Source organism: Bradyrhizobium sp. CSA112 (assembly GCF_029051645.1).
Taxonomy (GTDB): domain Bacteria; phylum Pseudomonadota; class Alphaproteobacteria; order Rhizobiales; family Xanthobacteraceae; genus Bradyrhizobium.
Map to the genome: position 1 here is coordinate 94,149 of NZ_JAACFS010000025.1, position 16,126 is coordinate 110,274.

Annotated in this window: 19 protein-coding genes; 7 read left to right on the forward strand and 12 right to left on the reverse strand. The window is 62.8% G+C overall.

Annotated features, from left to right (window positions below; all coding sequences use genetic code 11):
* Positions 1-83: 83 nt before the first annotated feature.
* From GWE18_RS29900 to soxC, 9 genes are read right to left on the reverse strand one after another with little or no spacing between them, the layout of a single operon-like run.
* Positions 84-515, reverse strand: a complete 432-nt coding sequence (locus tag GWE18_RS29900; protein WP_275189330.1) for a hypothetical protein — start codon at positions 513-515, stop codon at positions 84-86.
* A gap of 26 nt (positions 516-541) precedes the next feature.
* Positions 542-2,290 carry a thiosulfohydrolase SoxB gene (soxB, locus tag GWE18_RS29905; protein WP_275189309.1) on the reverse strand — a complete coding sequence of 583 codons (1,749 nt, stop codon included), beginning with the start codon at positions 2,288-2,290 and terminating at the stop codon, positions 542-544.
* Between the two features lie 27 nt (positions 2,291-2,317).
* Positions 2,318-2,635: a hypothetical protein gene (locus GWE18_RS29910; RefSeq protein WP_275189310.1), complete on the reverse strand. Its 318-nt coding sequence runs from the start codon at positions 2,633-2,635 to the stop codon at positions 2,318-2,320.
* Positions 2,632-3,498 (reverse strand): sulfur oxidation c-type cytochrome SoxA, encoded by an 867-nt coding sequence (soxA, locus tag GWE18_RS29915; RefSeq protein WP_275189311.1) that lies wholly within the window; start codon positions 3,496-3,498, stop codon positions 2,632-2,634. Before soxA ends, GWE18_RS29910 begins: the two co-directional genes overlap by 4 nt.
* A complete protein-coding gene (gene soxZ, locus GWE18_RS29920) occupies positions 3,495-3,806 on the reverse strand; it encodes a thiosulfate oxidation carrier complex protein SoxZ (RefSeq protein ID WP_057841279.1) in 312 nt (103 codons plus the stop codon). The genes soxA and soxZ overlap by 4 nt, the downstream gene beginning before the upstream one ends.
* Before the next feature lie 20 nt (positions 3,807-3,826).
* Positions 3,827-4,321, reverse strand: coding sequence for a thiosulfate oxidation carrier protein SoxY (gene soxY / locus GWE18_RS29925; protein ID WP_275189312.1), 495 nt, complete (start codon positions 4,319-4,321; stop codon positions 3,827-3,829).
* 58 nt (positions 4,322-4,379) lie between these two features.
* Positions 4,380-4,721 (reverse strand): sulfur oxidation c-type cytochrome SoxX, encoded by a 342-nt coding sequence (gene soxX, locus GWE18_RS29930; protein ID WP_275189331.1) that lies wholly within the window; start codon positions 4,719-4,721, stop codon positions 4,380-4,382.
* A 46-nt stretch (positions 4,722-4,767) separates the two neighbouring features.
* Positions 4,768-5,442 carry a cytochrome c gene (locus GWE18_RS29935; RefSeq protein ID WP_275189313.1) on the reverse strand — a complete coding sequence of 225 codons (675 nt, stop codon included), beginning with the start codon at positions 5,440-5,442 and terminating at the stop codon, positions 4,768-4,770.
* Positions 5,426-6,634, reverse strand: a complete 1,209-nt coding sequence (soxC, locus tag GWE18_RS29940) for a sulfite dehydrogenase (RefSeq protein WP_275189332.1) — start codon at positions 6,632-6,634, stop codon at positions 5,426-5,428. The genes GWE18_RS29935 and soxC overlap by 17 nt, the downstream gene beginning before the upstream one ends.
* A 245-nt stretch (positions 6,635-6,879) precedes the next feature.
* On the opposite strand from soxC, the gene GWE18_RS29945 reads away from it, so the two are divergent.
* The 3 genes from GWE18_RS29945 (at position 6,880) to GWE18_RS29955 (ending at position 8,513) form a co-directional block, all read left to right on the forward strand.
* Positions 6,880-7,245, forward strand: coding sequence for a metalloregulator ArsR/SmtB family transcription factor (locus tag GWE18_RS29945; protein WP_275189314.1), 366 nt, complete (start codon positions 6,880-6,882; stop codon positions 7,243-7,245).
* Complete coding sequence (locus GWE18_RS29950; protein ID WP_275189315.1) at positions 7,245-7,760, forward strand: hypothetical protein; 516 nt, start codon at positions 7,245-7,247, stop codon at positions 7,758-7,760. Before GWE18_RS29945 ends, GWE18_RS29950 begins: the two co-directional genes overlap by 1 nt.
* A 66-nt stretch (positions 7,761-7,826) precedes the next feature.
* Positions 7,827-8,513, forward strand: a complete 687-nt coding sequence (locus tag GWE18_RS29955; RefSeq protein ID WP_275189316.1) for a DUF938 domain-containing protein — start codon at positions 7,827-7,829, stop codon at positions 8,511-8,513.
* A gap of 15 nt (positions 8,514-8,528) precedes the next feature.
* Here GWE18_RS29955 and GWE18_RS29960 read toward each other — a convergent pair whose 3' ends face one another.
* The gene (locus GWE18_RS29960; protein ID WP_275189317.1) at positions 8,529-9,398 is read right to left on the reverse strand and encodes a methyltransferase domain-containing protein; all 870 of its coding nucleotides are present in this window, start codon (positions 9,396-9,398) and stop codon (positions 8,529-8,531) included.
* 95 nt (positions 9,399-9,493) lie between these two features.
* Between GWE18_RS29960 and GWE18_RS29965 the strand changes: the two genes are divergently transcribed.
* A complete protein-coding gene (locus GWE18_RS29965; RefSeq protein WP_275189318.1) occupies positions 9,494-9,988 on the forward strand; it encodes a type II toxin-antitoxin system HicB family antitoxin in 495 nt (164 codons plus the stop codon).
* Between the two features lie 41 nt (positions 9,989-10,029).
* Here GWE18_RS29965 and GWE18_RS29970 read toward each other — a convergent pair whose 3' ends face one another.
* A complete protein-coding gene (locus GWE18_RS29970; RefSeq protein ID WP_275189319.1) occupies positions 10,030-12,099 on the reverse strand; it encodes a prolyl oligopeptidase family serine peptidase in 2,070 nt (689 codons plus the stop codon).
* A gap of 216 nt (positions 12,100-12,315) precedes the next feature.
* Between GWE18_RS29970 and GWE18_RS29975 the strand changes: the two genes are divergently transcribed.
* From GWE18_RS29975 to GWE18_RS29985, 3 genes are all read left to right on the forward strand, one after another.
* The gene (locus GWE18_RS29975; RefSeq protein WP_275189320.1) at positions 12,316-13,560 is read left to right on the forward strand and encodes an MFS transporter; all 1,245 of its coding nucleotides are present in this window, start codon (positions 12,316-12,318) and stop codon (positions 13,558-13,560) included.
* A gap of 26 nt (positions 13,561-13,586) precedes the next feature.
* Positions 13,587-13,949, forward strand: a complete 363-nt coding sequence (locus GWE18_RS29980; protein ID WP_275189321.1) for a nuclear transport factor 2 family protein — start codon at positions 13,587-13,589, stop codon at positions 13,947-13,949.
* 177 nt (positions 13,950-14,126) lie between these two features.
* Positions 14,127-15,365: an MFS transporter gene (locus tag GWE18_RS29985; protein WP_275189322.1), complete on the forward strand. Its 1,239-nt coding sequence runs from the start codon at positions 14,127-14,129 to the stop codon at positions 15,363-15,365.
* Positions 15,366-15,431: 66 nt separating this feature from the next.
* Here the strand turns inward: GWE18_RS29985 and GWE18_RS29990 are convergent, their stop codons facing one another.
* Entirely contained in the window at positions 15,432-15,926 is a 495-nt protein-coding gene (locus tag GWE18_RS29990; RefSeq protein WP_275189323.1) for a VOC family protein, read from the reverse strand.
* Between the last annotated feature and the right edge of the window lie 200 nt (positions 15,927-16,126).

Genomic DNA, 16,126 nt, shown 5'->3' on the forward strand with positions numbered 1-16,126 from the left:
TAAACTCCGCGACGAAGCAATCCATGCATCCGCATGGGGATAGATGGATTGCTTCGCTTCGCTCGCAATGACGGCGGAGGCGCTCACGGCCGCACCAGCGTATACCCATTCTCCGTCAGAAACAGAATCTGCGCGACGCCGACCTGCACCGGCGTTGCCGCTGATATGAACTCCGGCCGCTTGCCCGCCTCGCGTTCGAGCGTATCGACGGTGTTGAGGCAGATATCGAAGCGCGCGCCTTGCGCCACCAGGCTCTCGACCATCTTGCGGTTGGGATTTTCCGGGCGCAGCAGGTCGATGCCGGGGCCGAACGCCACGACCTCGATCGCGACCTTGTCGGGATCGTAGAATTTCATCAGATTGCTGGCGACACTGAGCACGAGCCCCTGCTTGCGCGGGTCGTTGTCGGAGAGCTGGAGCACGATCTTGTGCTCCGCAAACGGCTTGTCCTGCAACGGCGCCTGTTGGGCGCGGGCATCGGGCGCGGCCGCTGCGATCAATGCCGCTGCGGCCATGGTGCGAATGATGGTCGAAAAACCGCTCATCCCTGTCCCGCAATGCCCGGATTGTCTTCAACGCCTTTCAGCGTCACGCCCGGCGGCGCCCGATTGGGCGGCTTACCTGAACGCAGATGCCTGGCGACCACATCCCAGATCGGCGCGCCGGTCTGTTCGTTGACGGAGGCCCAGCCCGCCACCTTGTAACGCTTGCCGGCTTGCAGCGCGCGGCCGTTGTCGAGCTTCACATCGGAAATCCGCCTGCCCACGGATTCGTCCGGCGTGCAGGTGTAGGCGAGACCGCCGACGCGGACCATGTCGCCGCCCTGCTGGTAATACGGATCGGTGTTGAAGAGATTGTCGCAGATGTCTTCCAGCACGTCCTTGATCTGGCCGCCGGTCATGGTCTGGACGTAGGTCTCCGGATAGCTGACGGCGGTCTGCGCCAGCACGTCCTCCATCGTCAGCGGCTGCCCTGCCAGCGCGGTGGTGCCCCAGCGGAAGCCGGGCGACAGCGCGATCTCGGCGTTCAATTCGCCGAGAAGCGCGTCGCAGATGAGCTGGTCCATGCTGCCGCTGAAATTGCCGCGGCGATAGAGCAGGCGGTCGGCGACACCGATCTTCTCGTCGAGGCTGACTGCATGCGGCTCGCGCGTCTTGTCGATCAGCGCCTGCATTGCCGGATCGGGCTTCAGCAACTCCGAAAACACCGGCAGCAGCCGGTAGCGCACATTGCTGACCTTGCCCTTGCCGATGTCGAGATCGAGCACCGCCAGAAACTTGCCGTTCGAACCGGCATTGGTGACGAGCGTGACGCCCGCCGGATTGGTCACGGGAATCGGCTGCGGCACGGCGTCGTGGGTGTGGCCGCCGAGAATGACGTCGATGCCGGTAACGCGGCTTGCGAGCTTGAGGTCGACATCCATGCCGTTATGCGAGAGCAGAATGACGGCATCGACCTTGTCGTCGTTGCGATGGGTGTCGACGAGCTTTTGCAGCTCGTCGTCGCGGATGCCGAATTTCCAGTCCGGCGTGAAGCGCTTGGGGTGCGCGATCGGCACGTAAGGGAACGCCTGTCCAATCACGGCGACACGACGCCCGCCGATCTCCTTGATGACAGACGGCTTGAAGACGCGCCCCGAAGCGGGATCGAACGCCTTGGCGTCGTTGAAGGCGGCTTCCTCGGTGAGAAAAACGTTCTGCGCCAGGAATTCGCCCTTGAAGCGTTCGAGGTTGGCGCGCAGCGCCTTCTCGCCATAGGTGAATTCCCAATGGCCGGTCATCGCCTCGATGCCGAGCAGGTTGGCGGCCTCGACCATGTCGACGCCCCGCATGGTATTGGCGAGGCCGGTGCCCTGCCAGAGGTCGCCGCCGTCGAGCAGCAGCGAGCGCCCGCTGCCCACCTCGCTGCGCATCCGGTCGATCAATGTCTTTAGATGCGCAAAGCCGCCGAGCTTGCCGAATCTTCCGGCGGCTTTCTCGAATTCGATGCAGGTGAAAGCGTAGGCGTCGGCACTGTCGAGCCGGATGCCGAAGCGATCGAGGAAGGCGCGTCCGACCAGATGCGGCGGGTTGCCCCGCATCGGCCCAACGCCGAGATTGACACTCGGCTCGCGGAAAAACACCGGCCGAAGCTGCGCATGGGTATCGGTGATGTGCAGGATGCGCGCATTGCCGAAGCGCTCGAGGTCGTAAACGCCCGCATTATCGGCGCCGCGCGCCAGCCGTGGCAGGCTGCCGGACAGGGTGGCTGCGCCCGCTAGCGTCAGGAAATCGCGGCGGCGGATGGTCATGCGGGGTCTCAGCGCGTCGTAACGGTTTTAGCGTATTTCCATATCCTTCCAGCGGGTCTTCTCGCTGGTGGCCTGGAAGATCGAAGCCTTGGCCAGGGCCTCAGCTTCCTTGGCCGACGCGGTGGCCTTGTCGAATTCGCCGGCATCGGCCGCCTTCTTCGCCGCAGCCAGCGTGTTCGCCGTGGTGGTCCATTGGTTGCGAAGCTTGCCGGCCTCCTTGTTGGCGGCTTCAGCCGCGGCGTAGGCCGCCTTGAAGTCGTCCTCGGAGCTCGCGGCAAGCGCGGATGTCCCGCCCGCGGCGAGCAGCGCCAGAACTAATGCAGATTTGAGCATCATGTTCCTCATGGCCGCGCTCCCGGACCCGATATCGGCAGTCCGTTGCTGACATAGGACAGGTAGTATTCGACGTTGCGATATTCATCGTCCTGCGGGCTGAGCGGCACGCCGCGGATCTGGCTGTTGCAGGTGGTGAAGCGCCGGCTGGTGGTTCCCATGCCGCTCCACTCCGAGCGATAGATCGGCATCGCATTGACGATGCCGAGCGCGGGCGCGAGGACTTCGGCGCGGATGCGCTCACCCGGGCTTTGTACGTGGCAGGTGGCGCAGGAGAAATTGAGTTGGCCGCGCCGCGTGTAGAAATATTCCTTGCCCTTCTCGTAGGCCTCGAGCGCGCGGGGGTCGTTCGGGATCTTGATGTCCATCGGCTTGCCGCGCGAGGTGAAGGCCATATAGGCGGTCAGTGCCGCCATTTCGTCCTTCACATAGGAATACGGCTGTTCGCCATTGGCCTCGCGACAGCGGTTCAAGGCCAGTTCGAGCGTGATGACCTTGCCTTCCTTCTCGTCGAAGTAAGGGTAGTTCTGGCGTATGCCGATACCTTTATTGGGAAAGCAATCTTCGTAGCTCTTGCCGTTCTTGAACGGCTTGGAAAACATTTCCTTGCCCATTTCGAGCGAGAACTCGTAGGGCGGGAATTGTTCCTTCTCCTGCCACTGCCGGTGCAGGTCCTCGTTCATCGAATAGGGGCCGTTGACGAAATCCTCGAGTTTCACCTTCGGAAATTTGTCGGTGAAGAATTTTCTGAACGCCTTGGCGTCGGCGACGGGATCGACCTTGTCGGCAGCGCCCGAGGGCAGGGTGCTCGCAACCGTCAAAGCCGCGAGTGCAAGGGCTGCGGACGCCAGATAGATCGCGGATCGCAGCTTCATTGGATCTTCGCCGTGGTGGTGTCGGTCGCGCCCTTGTTGTCGACCCAACTGATCTTCAGCTCGTCGCCCTTCTTGGCGCCCTTGAACGCGAACTTGACGTAGGGGTCTTTGGAGATACCACCGCCCCAATCGGCGGCGAACACGTTCTTGCCGTCATGCTCGAAGGTGAGCTGCTGGATGAAGTGCGGTGGAATGGTCTCGCCCTTGGCGTTCTTGACGAAGCCGGAATCCATCGGATGCTGGATCAGCGCCTGCACCTCGGTGATGTCGCCGTTCGAAGAAGCGCGCACGCGAATGGTGGATGCCATGTGAGTTCTCCCTCGATGCCTTAACCGCCGCAACCGCCGACGGTGACTTTGACTTCCTTAGAGGCGCTGTAGAGCTTGCCGCCGGCTTCCACCAGCACGGTCACATTGCTGGTCTTGGCCATCTTGATGCGGTTGGCGACGCTCGGCAGCGTGCCGGCCGGAATGTTATACTTTGCGATCAGCACGTTCGGATTCTCGCTGACGAGGAACGCAACCGAGGTTACGTCGGCAAGTGTTGTAGAGACCGAGATCGGCACCACGGCGCCGTTCTCGGCGATTTCAGGCGCGTCCATCTTCACCTTGTCCGAGGGCTCAGCGGTCTTGCCGTAGAGCGTCTTGATGACGTCGGGGTCGCTCTTCTGCTTGAACGCCTCTTCCGGATATTTGTCGTTGGCCGCAGCGAGCGCCGGCGTCAGGCCAAAGGGAAGATTGCCGAGGCCGACAAGCGCGACCGCGCCTGCGCCCTGCAGGATCAGCCGGCGCGTGGCCGAAAACTTGACGTCAGTCATATCCATCCAATTTCTCCTAAAGCGTGCGCTCGCACGTCACAGCCCTGAATCTCTTGGTCTTGCTTCACAGCGTTTGCAGGAAATCAACGACCGCTTCGATTTCCTTTGGAGTCAGAATCCGGTTTCGTCCGAATGGCGGCATCACCGTCAGGGGATTGCGCTCGGTTTCATCGTGAACGATCGCGACGAGATCTGCGCGATTGGGATACTTGCTGTTGATGTCGATCAGTTCCGGTCCGATGGAGCCCGGAAGGTTGCCGCCCTTGATGACATGGCAGGTAAGGCAATTGCCCTTGCTGCGATCGAAGGCGAGCTTCTGGCCTTCGGCCGCGGCGGACTGCGCATGTGCCGTGCTTGCCGACAGGAAAGCGCCGATCACAAGCGCCAGCGCGAACGCCGGGAGCATTGCGGGTTTCGTCAGTGAATGGTCGGTCACAGGCGTTTCCGTATCTTTATTTCGGTTGCATGGTATCAAGCGGCCCGGTCGTGCGTGGCGTCAGGTCCCTGCCTTCGGCCGTCGACGATATCCTGACATCGGCGGCGTCCACGCAAGCGTTCATGCAGGGTTTTGCCATCGTATCGGGTCGCGGGTCGGTCCAGATGAAATTGTCGCGATTGCGCATTTTGACCTTCGGCAAGCTGTTGCGATCGGCAACGAAATCATGGGGAACGAGGTCGTTCAGGCTCAGAATATAGGCGGTCAAAGCATAAACGTCGTCCGCTGACAATGTGTGCGGCGCAGACATCGGCATGGCGCGGTTAATATAGTCCCATAGGGTCGGGGCAAACGGCCAGTAGCTGCCGACCGTCGGCTCCGGACGCTCGTCCCGGAGCGACCCGACGCCGCCCACCAGCTTCGGGAAGCGGCCTTCGCCTTCGCCGAAGGTTCCATGACAGGCGGCGCATTGCTCGGCATAGACGTCGGCGCCCCGGTCGACCGTGCTCTTGCCTGGCGGCAGGCCCGTTCCGTCCTCGCCGCGCACGTCGATGTCCCATCCGGCGATCTGCGCCGGCGTGGCCACGCTGCCGTAACCAAACGAGCCGGGCTCTGTCGCGCCTGCGAGGCCTCCGACGGCTGCAAGCAGGACGACGGCAATCGGCAGGCAAATCTTACCCGAGCTGTACATTGAAAACGCTTCCGTCTGATTTGACCTGCCAGGTCTGGATCGAATTGTTATGATAGACCGAGTTCGAGCCGCGCTGCTTTCGCAGCTCCGCAATCGTCGGTTGCACGTAACCGGTCTCATCAATGACGCGGGATGCGACCAGCGCCGGACGGCCGTCCCAGCGCCAGGGCAGGGTGAATTTCGTCAGCGCTTTCGACAGCACCGGCTCGTGCAGCCGCGCGGTCTGCCAGTTGACGCCGCCGTCCATCGAGACGTCGACGCGCCTGACCTTGCCGTTGCCGGTCCAGGCCAGTCCCCTGATCTCATAAAGGCCGGGCCCATCGAGCGGCTTTTCCGGGCAGGGAAAGGTGACGACGGATTTGGCGTCGATCAGCCAGGTGAAGCCGCGCGAGGTGCCGTCCGGCATCAGGTCGGTGTATTTCGAGGTTTCCTCGCGCGAATGCCACGGTTTGTCGCCGAGCTTGATCCGGCGCAGCCACTTGATGTTGACGTTGCCTTCCCAGCCCGGCACCACCAGCCGCAGCGGATAGCCCTGTTCGGGCCGCAGCGCCTCGCCGTTCTGCGCGTAGACCACGAGACAATCGTCGAGACATTTGTCGAGCGGCAGGCTGCGGTTCATGTGCGCGCCGTCGGCGCCTTCGACCATCGCCCACTTCGCTTCCTTCTTGATGCCGGTTTCCTCCAGCAGCGTCGATAGCTTCACGCCGGTCCATTCGGCGCAACTGACCATGCCGTGGCTGAATTGCAGCGAGTTCATCTGCGCGGCGCGCCAGTTCATGCCGCCATTGGCCGGGCATTCGATGAAATGAATGCGCGATATCGATGGGAAGCGCAGGATGTCCTTCATGGTGAGCAGCAGCGGCCGCTCGACCAGCCCATGGATCATGAGCTTGTGCTGCGCCGGATCGATATCGGGCCGTCCCGCATGGTGGCGCTCGAAGAACAGTCCGTTCGGGGTGATGATGCCGTGCAGATCCTGCAGCGGCGAAAAGCTCACCGACGATTCCGCGCTGGCGGTGAGCCAGGGGACGTTGCGCCGGATGACGGAGGCCTCGGTATCCGCTGGCCGGCCGTAGGGCCGGTCGACCACGCCCGCGCCAATCGATTGCGACCAGGGGGCGTCTGCCGGAGGAGACCCCTGCGCGGGGTCGGCCATGGCGGCTTTCCCGCCAAGGGCGAGGCTGCCGGTCAGCGCTGCGCCCAACCTCAGAAAGCTGCGTCGCACCACGGGCGCGTTCGGGCCGGCGAGATCGGAGAGAACAGCTTTGCTGCGTAACGGGTCAGGCCGCACGTTTTCTTCCCCTCGCGGCCGCATCGCCGCATCATTTCTTGCTTTTTTGAACCGGTATCGACATTTGCTAATTTAGTCAATGCTAAAGAAAGGCTAGTATGTCATGTGTGCTTCGCACGCACGGAAACCATCCCGGATTTGACGTTATGAGAGCAGTCGCGGCGGTAGCCAAAGAGACACAGTCCGGCCCCGGCGCCGAGGATGCGGCAGCGCTGAAGAAGCTGGCGAAGCAGGCCGGCGATGCCGCGCAACTCCTGAAAATGCTTGCCAACGAAAAGCGTTTGCTGATCCTTTGTTTTCTCGCCGTGCGTGGCGAGATGACGGTCGGGGAACTCGTCGGCGTTGTGAAGCTGAGCCAGTCCGCATTGTCGCAGCATCTGGCGAAACTGCGCGCCGACGGCCTGGTCGAATTCCGGCGGACGTCGCAGACGCTGCATTATCGCGTTACCGACACGCGCGCATTGCGCCTGCTGCAGGTGCTGAAAGAGATTTATTGCGGCGAGTTGATCTGATGGTGGGACCACCAAAACTCCTGCGATTGGGAATTCCGTGGCTTCTCATATCAGCCCTGTTGGTGAATGCGATCGGTGCCACCTCGGCGAATGCGAGCCTGCGGCTGGGCGGGAAGGGGCCCATATGCATCAGGGTTTTCGAACTGGCCGAGGATTGGAACCTGCGAACGCGTAACGATTTCGCTGATCGCGTCAGTCGTGCCCTTCAAGCCAAGCTTGAAGCATTTCAGCCGGTCAGGACTGTTCGGGCAGAACCGAACTGCATTAAGCCTGATCAACCGGGATTTGATCGTCAGCTGCCGATGATTCTTTCAGTCAAGAAGCAAAAGATCAAAATAGATAAGCGCGACTGGAATTTGATCATAGCCGGCGGGGTGTCTGCAGATGGTCTATTTCAGGACCGCGAGTCTCAGCCAGTCGTCATTGTACAGCAAGAAGCCGTTTCTGACGTTAGCATCGTAGATGCAATGGTAGAGTTTGTCGATCGCACCATCGTAGAAGCGCTGCGACGATAGGTGAGATAGAAGCTGGAGGAGTGTGATGGCAGGAGTGACGATCCGGGCGGTTCAGGCGAGGCTCTGATGGCGGAGTATGTCGTGGAATTCGGCAAGGATGGGCGGCCGGTCGAACCGGACGGCCGGCTCGATGCGGCGGCGTTCCACCGCAACCATGAGCCGATCTGGGCGGTGCTGCAGAGATTCCTAGCCGGCAAATCCGGTGACGTCGTGGAGGTCGGCAGCGGCACCGGCCAGCATGTCGTGCATTTCGCCAGACACACGCCCGACATCACGTGGTGGCCGAGCGATCTCAACGAGCGGCACCTGAAGAGCATCGAAGCGTGGCGCGCGCACGCTGCGCTACCGAACATCCGTCCGGCGCTGCGGATCGATCTCACTGATCCTGCCTGGTGTCCGCCGATGCATGACGGCAGCGGACCGGCCGAATTGCTCGCCGTGTTCTGCGCCAATGTGATCCACATCGCGCCCTGGCGCGTTGCCGAAGGCCTGTTCGCTGGGGCAGGCCGCTATCTGCGCAGCGACGGGCGCTTGTTTCTCTATGGCCCGTTCAAGCGCGACGGCAAGCACACCGCGATGAGCAACGCCGTGTTCGACACCAGCCTGCGCCAGCAGGATGCCGAATGGGGCGTGCGCGACATCGCCGATGTCGAGAAACTCGCTGCCGGCGTGGGCCTCGCCCTGGTCGAAACCGTACCAATGCCCGCCAATAACCTGATTTTGGTCTTCGGGCGATCGGGCGCTTCGGCGTAAACGCCTTTCCGCACCTCAATGATAGGCGAGGGACCACCCTGATCCGCGAAGCCAGCAGCGCTCGTCGGGAACGTCATGGTCTCGGTACAGTCGTGTGACCTCTTGCCAACCGCCGCGGGTAAAGGCTTCGGCAAGCGCTCGCTCGGACACCTCGTCGCGGCTGCCGGCGCAGGGGAAGATCGCAACGGGCGAGATCCAGTATGCAAGATAGTCCGCGCCTCTTCGCTCAATTCGGAACACCGCGCCGGCACTTGCCGTGCGGTCCGACGCGATACCGCCAAATCCCTCATCCGATGTCATCGGCATGATCAGGCGGCCGCCATCGGCGAGGTCGTCGAGCCAGCGTGTGGCAGGCCGCGTACAGCCGGCATTGACATAGATGACGTCGGCGGCATCGAACGGCACCTGCGTGCCGTCGCCCTCGATCACGGCGACATTTGGGTATGGAGCGAGGTTGGCTTTGGCTCGCGCGGCGAGAGCCTCGTCATATTCGATTCCCGTCACCCGTCCCGACGGCCCGACGAGATGCGCCAGGATCGCGGTGTAATAGCCAGTGCCCGTTCCAACATGCACCACGTGTTCGCCTGCGGCGGGTGAGGCCTGGTGAATGAGATGGGCGTGCAACGACGGTTGCCCGTTGTTGAGGCTACGCTCGGGCACGAGCGCGACCAGATCGTCGGTATAGAGATAGACGGGGTCAGCGTCGGGTGTCGACACATAGTCGCGTAGCCAGCGCCGCACCAGCCACGGGCCCGGGCCAAGAAAATCCTCGCGGGGGATGGCAGCAAACGCCTTGGTGAGGCGCGCATCGTCGACGCTTGCGGCGGCAAGGATCTGCTTGGCGTATGCGCCACGAATGATGCGGAGTTCGGCTTGAGTGTCCATTTTTTGCCCTCCATCCCGGCCCATGCTATCGTTCTTGTGTGATTTAACACACAAAAGTGTGTGTTAAATAGCACAATAGTTGTGGGGAGGCCAGATTGAAAAAGCGGCTTTATCCAGCGGTGCTGGAGCGCGGTCCGCGCGGCGCGCTCGGCGCATGGTTTCCCGATTTTCCGGGCTGCGTGGCCGGCGGGCGTTCGCAGGAAGAGGCGATCGAGAAAGCGGAGGGCGCGCTGGCACGAGCGGTGGACGGAATGGCAGAGCAGGGCAGGCCGCTGCCGGAGCCGACGCCGATCGAGCAGATCGCGCTGCCCAAGAGCGCCGACGTGGTCGCCTATTTCATTGTCGGGGTCGATCCGCCCGATCCGTCCGAGCGGGTGAACGTCTATTTGCCGAAGAGCCTGATTACGCGGATCGACAAGCGCGCCACGGAGCTCGGCATGAGCCGCTCCAGCTTCTTCGGCTTCGCCGCCACGATTGCGCTTGATTGGAGCCCAGGCTTCCCGCGCCCCGGCCTCGCGGGCCCTCGCTCAAAGGTCCACAAGACCGGTGCGGTGCGAGCCGAAAGAAGATCGGGCAAGAAGCGGCCTTGAAAGGGCATTGATCTTGGCGTCCGGGCGACGATAGCGAAACACTACGCGGCGTTATCTGCCCAGCCGATCTTGTTCCTCAGGAAGGTGTATCCGAGCGCGATGAACCCGGCGCGCTCGCGGTTGTCCTTGCCGTAGCCGTGACCGCCCGCCGCCGGCTCGTAGAAATAGGCTTCGTATCCCATCGCTTGCAGCTTGGCCGCCATCTTGCGGGCGTGGCCGGGATGTACGCGGTCGTCGCGGCGCGTGGTGGCGATCAGGATCGGTGGGTAGTTCTGGCCCGGTGTTGCGGCGTGATAGGCAGAATAGGTTTTCAGCCACTCCCACTCTGCGGGCTTGTCGGGATCGCCATACTCCGCGATCCAGCTCGCGCCGGCGAGCAGTTTTGTGTAGCGGCGCATGTCGATCAAGGGAATCGTGCAGAACAGTGCGCCGAATTTCTGGGGGTAGCGCACCAGCATGTTGGTGATCAGGATGCCGCCGTTCGATCCGCCCTCGGCGGCAATTCTGCTGGCGCGCGTCACGCCGCGCTTTACGAGGTCGGCGGCAACCGCCGCGAAATCATCATGCGCCAGCCGTTTGCCGGCGTAACGGCCGGCATCATGCCAACGCGTGCCGAACTCGCCGCCGCCACGGATATTCGCCTGCACCGTGGTGCCGCCGCGCTCCAGCCAGAGCTTGCCGAGTGCGGAGCTGTAAAATGGCTTTACCGCGAGGCCGAACCCGCCATAAGCGCTCATATAGACCGGTGCATCGCCGGTCTCGGCGGCGGGACCGGTCTGCACATAGGGGATGCGCTCGCCGTCTACCGAAATCGCCTCATGGCGGGTGACGATGAGTCCGTCGGCGGAAAAGGTCTTCGGCGCCTGCTTCAAGATAGCGGGGCTGGCGACGCCTTCGATCAGCAGCAGCGAAGACGGCGTCACGGGATCCTGCACATTGGCGAGCAGGTCGCCATTGCTCTCGGCTTCGCGGCGGTCGAGACGCCAGACATCGACCACGCCGATTTCGGGAAGGCCGCGCAGTCTCTCGCGCGTCCAGCCGCCTGCAGACGGGGTGCAGATTTCGAACTGCGGACGCAACTCGTCGAGAACAGACAATACAAGCTTGCCGGCCGTCCAGAAAAAGCCCTGTAGCGCCCGCCGCGGCCCTGGCTCGAACACCGTGGTGAAGTTGCGGTCACCGGCCAGGAAGGCCGAGAGCGAGATACCGAGCACGCTGTCCGGCGCGTAGGTCTTGCCCGCGACCGTCCAGGCACCACGCAATTTCACCGCCAGCCAGTCGTTGTGGGCTTCCAGCCAGATGTCGGTCGGCAAGTCGAGTTTTGTGCGTGGACCGGCTTCTGTGCCAAGCCAGAGATTGAGATTGAAGAAATCGATCCGATCGATGAACCACATCCGCGGTGTTGGGCCGGTGTCATCGACGCTGCAGTACGCGGCCATCCGGTCGGCCGGCACCTCGAACAGCACCGGCGCCCGCTCCACAGGCTCGCCGCGGCGCCACAGCCGGACCGTTCTTGCATAGCCGGAAGTTGTCGCCATGCCCTCGCCCAGGGCGCTCGAAAGCAGCAGCGTGTCGGCATCGATCCAGTCGACCCCGCTCTTGGCTTCCGGCAAGTTAAATCCGTCGGCGACGAAAGCTTTGGTATCCAGATTGAATTCCCGCAGCGTTACCGCATCGCTGCCTCCTCGCGAAAGGGCGACGATCACGCGCGGATCGTCTCCCGGCAGCGGCTGCGTCCAACTCAGCAGCCAATCCTTGTCCTCTTCGGTGGCGAGGCGGTCGATGTCCAGCAGCGTCTCCCAGCCCGGCTCCGCGTTGCGAAAGTCTGCAAGCGTCGTGCGCCGCCAGACGCCGCGCGGATTCCGGGCATCCTTCCAGAGATTGTAGACGAGCCCGCCGTGACGCGTGACATAGGGAATATTGTCGCTTCGGTCATAGATCGCCGCAAGCGTATCTCGATCCGTCTCAAATTGCCGGCCTCCGAAGGTTTCCAGCGTCCGTCGGCTTTGCCGGTCGACGAAGTCGAGCGCGCGTTCGCCTTCGATTTCCTCGAGCCAGAGGTAGGGATCATCGTCGGGCGCGGCGATGGTCGGCCTGTCGTCGATTGCCATGGCTTGAACTCCAGAAGTGCCGGTCGCTTGTACCGCAATAGGGCATGATCGGGGCGACCTTCGATGTAGGCTGTTGTTCGTGCGCTGTCCAATGTGCGCGCCTCGCATAGCCAGCGCCCGTTTGCGCCAGTTGATCGCGTCGCTCTGCATCTTCATAGTGCCGCACAATGAATCGATAAGGCTCCCCTGCCTGGGGCATGCCGGGCGGGAAGGCCGATGCTGGATACGACTATCACCGAAGAGATCGCCGATGACGCGCGTGCGCGCGCCAATGTGTTGCGCCTCGCTGCGGCGCAGGCGCTGACCGGCGCCAATTCGGCTGTCATCTTCGCCACCGGCTCGATCGTCGGCGCGACGCTGGCGCCGAACATCTCGCTCGCCACCGTGCCGCTGTCGATGTATGTGCTGGGGCTCGCCGCCGGCACACTGCCGACCGGCGCGATCTCGCGGGCCTACGGCCGCCGCACCGCTTTCATCATCGGCACGTTCTGCGGCGTGTTGACCGGCGCGCTCGCCGCAGTCGCCGTGCTGTATGCTTCGTTCTGGCTGTTCTGCGGCGCGACGTTCCTCGGCGGTCTCTACGGCGCGGTCGCGCAGTCCTATCGTTTTGCCGCGGCCGACGGCGCCAGCACAGCGCTCCGGCCGAAGGCCGTGTCGTGGGTGATGGCGGGCGGCGTATTCGCCGGGGTGCTCGGTCCGCAGCTCGTGCAGTGGACCATGGATATCTGGCCGCCTTATCTGTTTGCGTTCAGTTTTGTAGTGCAGGCCTTCGTCGCGCTGGTGGCGATGGCGGTGCTGTGGGGCGTCGATGCGCCGAAGCCGGCGCCGTCAGACATGCATGGCGGCCGGCCGCTGTTCGAAATCGCACGGCAGCCGCGCTTCATTGCGGCGGCGCTGTGCGGGGTGATCGCGTACCCCATGATGAATCTCGTCATGACCTCGGCGCCGCTCGCCATGAAGATGTGCGGACTGACCGTCAGCGATTCCAATTTCGGCATTCAGTGGCACATCGTGGCGATGTACGGCCCGAGCTTCTTCACCGGCACGCTAATCGCGCGCTTCGGCGCGCCCACAATCGTTGCGCTCGGCCTGCTGCTGGAAGCGGCAGCGGCGGGAATTGGCCTTGCCGGCATCACCGCGATGCATTTCTGGGCGACACTGATCGTGCTCGGGGTGGGGTGGAACTTTGCCTTTATCGGAGCGTCGGCGCTGGTGCTGGAGACGCATCGGCCGCAGGAACGTAACAAGGTGCAGGCCTTCAACGATTTCCTGGTGTTCGGGATGATGGCGCTGGGCTCATTCTCATCCGGCCAGTTGCTGGCGCATTACGGCTGGTCGATGGTAAACATGGTGGTGTTTCCGCCGGTGCTGCTCGGCCTTGCAGTGCTGTCGTTTGCGTCATTCGCCAAGCGCCGCGCGAAGCTGCAGGCGGTCAATGAGATTCCAGGTTCCGGTATCTGATCTTCAATTTGATTGCAGGAGGCTCCATGCCGACGCGCGCCCGTCTCGATGAGTTCATTGCAGCCGTCGTCTCCGGCGACCATGCCGGGGCGATCGAGCGTTTCTATACGGAGGACGCCAGCATGCAGGAGAACGCGGCGGCGCCACGGGTCGGCCGCGACGTCCTGGTGGCGCATGAGCGCGCAGTGCTGGAGCGAGTCAAGAGCGTGACGTCGACCTGCCTGACCTCGATCGTCGAGGGCGACAACGTCGCGATCCACTGGGTATTCGAGTTCGTCTATCATTCCGGCAAGACCGGCCGGTTCGACGAAGTCGCGCTGCAGGAATGGCGCGGCGATAAGGTTTGGCGTGAGCGGTTCTTCTACGATCCGTCGAAGCCGGCGGCCTAGTTGCCATCTACTGACAGTTCGGTCTGCGCCGAAGCAATTAGCTTTGTAAGTCTGCTAGTAGTTTGCCGTCATGCCCGGGCTTGTCCCGGGCATCCACGTCTCTACTTGCTGATGGACATCAAGACGTGGATGGCCGGGGCAAGCCCGGCCATGACGAAGCGAAAATAGAGAAAGAAGTTGGACGCCCTCAACTATACCCCTCGCGACGAAACCTCGATCCGCTACGACGGCTGGCGTATCGTCGTCGTCTGTTTCCTGCTGGCAACGTTCGGCTGGGGGCTCGGCTTCTATGGCCAGAGCGTCTACGTCGCCGAGCTGCAGCGGCTGCACGGCTGGCCGGCGTCGCTGATTTCATCAGGCACCACGTTCTTCTATCTGTTCGGCGCCGCGCTGGTCGCGTTCGTCAGCGAAGCCATCAAGGCGTACGGCCCGCGCAATTGCCTGATCGCCGGCACGTTTGCGATGGCCGCGGCAGCGATCTCGATCGGGCAGGTGCGCGAGCCCTGGCAGCTTTACCTCGCCAACGCCGTGCTGGCGTTCGGCTGGGCCGGCACCAGCCTCGGCATCATCACCAATACGCTGGGCCTCTGGTTCGACAAGAAACGCGGCATGGCGATCAGCCTGGCGCTGAACGGCGCTAGTTTTGGCGGCATCGTCGGCGTGCCCTTGCTGATCATCGCGATCGGCTATTTCGGCTTTTCCGGCGCGATGATTGCGTCGGCCGTGGTGATGGTCGCGCTGATGGTTCCGGTGATCCTGCTGTTCGTGGGTCAGCCGCCGGTCCTTGCGAGCGTGGGCGCAGTCGACGCCGCGGAAGCGCCGTCGCCGACCCAAATTCGCGCGCGGGCGTTTCGCGATATCGGCTTCCTCTCGGTGTCTTCAGCGTTCGCGCTGGTGCTGTTCGCGCAGGTCGGCTTCATCGTGCACCTGATCTCGTTCCTGGATTCGGTGATCGGCCGGCAGCAGGCGGCGATCGCGGTAGCGCTATTGACGGCGATGGCGGTGGTCGGCCGCGTGCTGTTTTCTTTCGTGATCGACCGGATGAACCAGCGGCTGGCGTCCTCGCTGTCCTTTGTCAGCCAGGCGGTCGCGCTGCTCGTCGTCATCAACGTGCATCATGATTACGCACTGATTGCGGCCTGCGCGCTGTTCGGCTTTTCGGTCGGCAATCTGATCACGCTGCCGGCGTTGATCGTGCAGCGTGAATTCGATCCGCGTTCATTCGGTGTGCTGGTCAGCCTGATCACGGCAATCAACCAGATCACCTATGCGTTCGGTCCCGGCGTGGTCGGCTTGTTGCGCGATCTCTCCGGGAGCTACGCGCTGCCGTTTTACGGCTGCGTCGCGGTGGAGCTGATAGCGGCGGTGCTGATTATGGTGCGGGGGCGTTCTCGTCATTCCGGGCTGGTGCGTTAGCACCAGACCCGGAATCTCGAGATTCCGGGTTCGATGCTGCGCATCGCCCCGGAATGACGGAGAGAGCTACGCTTCCCGCTGCCGCAGCAGATCCTCGAGATCCAGCCGTGTCGTGAACATCGCGAGCGATCCGTCCGGCGCGCGCGGCCATTCTTCCTTTGGCCGGTCGCGATAAAGCTCGACGCCGTTCTGGTCGGGATCGCGCAAATAGAGCGCCTCGCTGACGCCGTGGTCGCTGGCGCCATCAAGCTCGATGCCGGCCTGGATCAGGCGATACAGCGCATCCGCCAGCGCCGGACGTGTCGGATAGAGAATGGCAGTGTGAAACAGTCCGGTGGTGCCCGGCGGCGGTGGATGACCGCCTTTGCTTTCCCAGGTATTGAGGCCGATGTGATGGTGATAGCCGCCCGCCGAAATGAACGCAGCGCCGGAGCCCATCCGCTGCATCACTTCAAAACCGAGCACGCCGCAGTAGAACCCCAGCGCGCGCTCGATGTCGGCGACCTTGAGATGGACATGCCCGATGCGTGTGCCGGCCATGATGGGTGGGTTCTGGGGCATGGTTTCTCCGCTTGCGATTCTTAAACCTCGCCCCGCTTGCGGGGAGAGGTCGGACTTTACGCGAAGCGGAAAGTCCGGGTGAGCGACTATCTGGTTTGTCAAGTTGCATTGGCGTATTGGGCACGCGCGTCGCGTGCTTTTGCGTTGAGGCGGACGAGGAGTTTTCGGGCGAGCGCGATGCGAACGACCATTTTTTCCTT

Coding starts and splice junctions, on each gene's coding strand:
- GWE18_RS29900 (WP_275189330.1), bottom strand. CDS start 515: ATGGCCGCAGCGGCATTGATCGCAGCGGCCGCGCCCGATGCCCGCGCC.
- soxB (WP_275189309.1), bottom strand. CDS start 2,290: ATGACCATCCGCCGCCGCGATTTCCTGACGCTAGCGGGCGCAGCCACC.
- GWE18_RS29910 (WP_275189310.1), bottom strand. CDS start 2,635: ATGAGGAACATGATGCTCAAATCTGCATTAGTTCTGGCGCTGCTCGCC.
- soxA (WP_275189311.1), bottom strand. CDS start 3,498: ATGAAGCTGCGATCCGCGATCTATCTGGCGTCCGCAGCCCTTGCACTC.
- soxZ (WP_057841279.1), bottom strand. CDS start 3,806: ATGGCATCCACCATTCGCGTGCGCGCTTCTTCGAACGGCGACATCACC.
- soxY (WP_275189312.1), bottom strand. CDS start 4,321: ATGGATATGACTGACGTCAAGTTTTCGGCCACGCGCCGGCTGATCCTG.
- soxX (WP_275189331.1), bottom strand. CDS start 4,721: ATGCTCCCGGCGTTCGCGCTGGCGCTTGTGATCGGCGCTTTCCTGTCG.
- GWE18_RS29935 (WP_275189313.1), bottom strand. CDS start 5,442: ATGTACAGCTCGGGTAAGATTTGCCTGCCGATTGCCGTCGTCCTGCTT.
- GWE18_RS29945 (WP_275189314.1), top strand. CDS start 6,880: ATGAGAGCAGTCGCGGCGGTAGCCAAAGAGACACAGTCCGGCCCCGGC.
- GWE18_RS29950 (WP_275189315.1), top strand. CDS start 7,245: ATGGTGGGACCACCAAAACTCCTGCGATTGGGAATTCCGTGGCTTCTC.
- GWE18_RS29955 (WP_275189316.1), top strand. CDS start 7,827: ATGGCGGAGTATGTCGTGGAATTCGGCAAGGATGGGCGGCCGGTCGAA.
- GWE18_RS29960 (WP_275189317.1), bottom strand. CDS start 9,398: ATGGACACTCAAGCCGAACTCCGCATCATTCGTGGCGCATACGCCAAG.
- GWE18_RS29970 (WP_275189319.1), bottom strand. CDS start 12,099: ATGGCAATCGACGACAGGCCGACCATCGCCGCGCCCGACGATGATCCC.
- GWE18_RS29975 (WP_275189320.1), top strand. CDS start 12,316: ATGCTGGATACGACTATCACCGAAGAGATCGCCGATGACGCGCGTGCG.
- GWE18_RS29980 (WP_275189321.1), top strand. CDS start 13,587: ATGCCGACGCGCGCCCGTCTCGATGAGTTCATTGCAGCCGTCGTCTCC.
- GWE18_RS29990 (WP_275189323.1), bottom strand. CDS start 15,926: ATGCCCCAGAACCCACCCATCATGGCCGGCACACGCATCGGGCATGTC.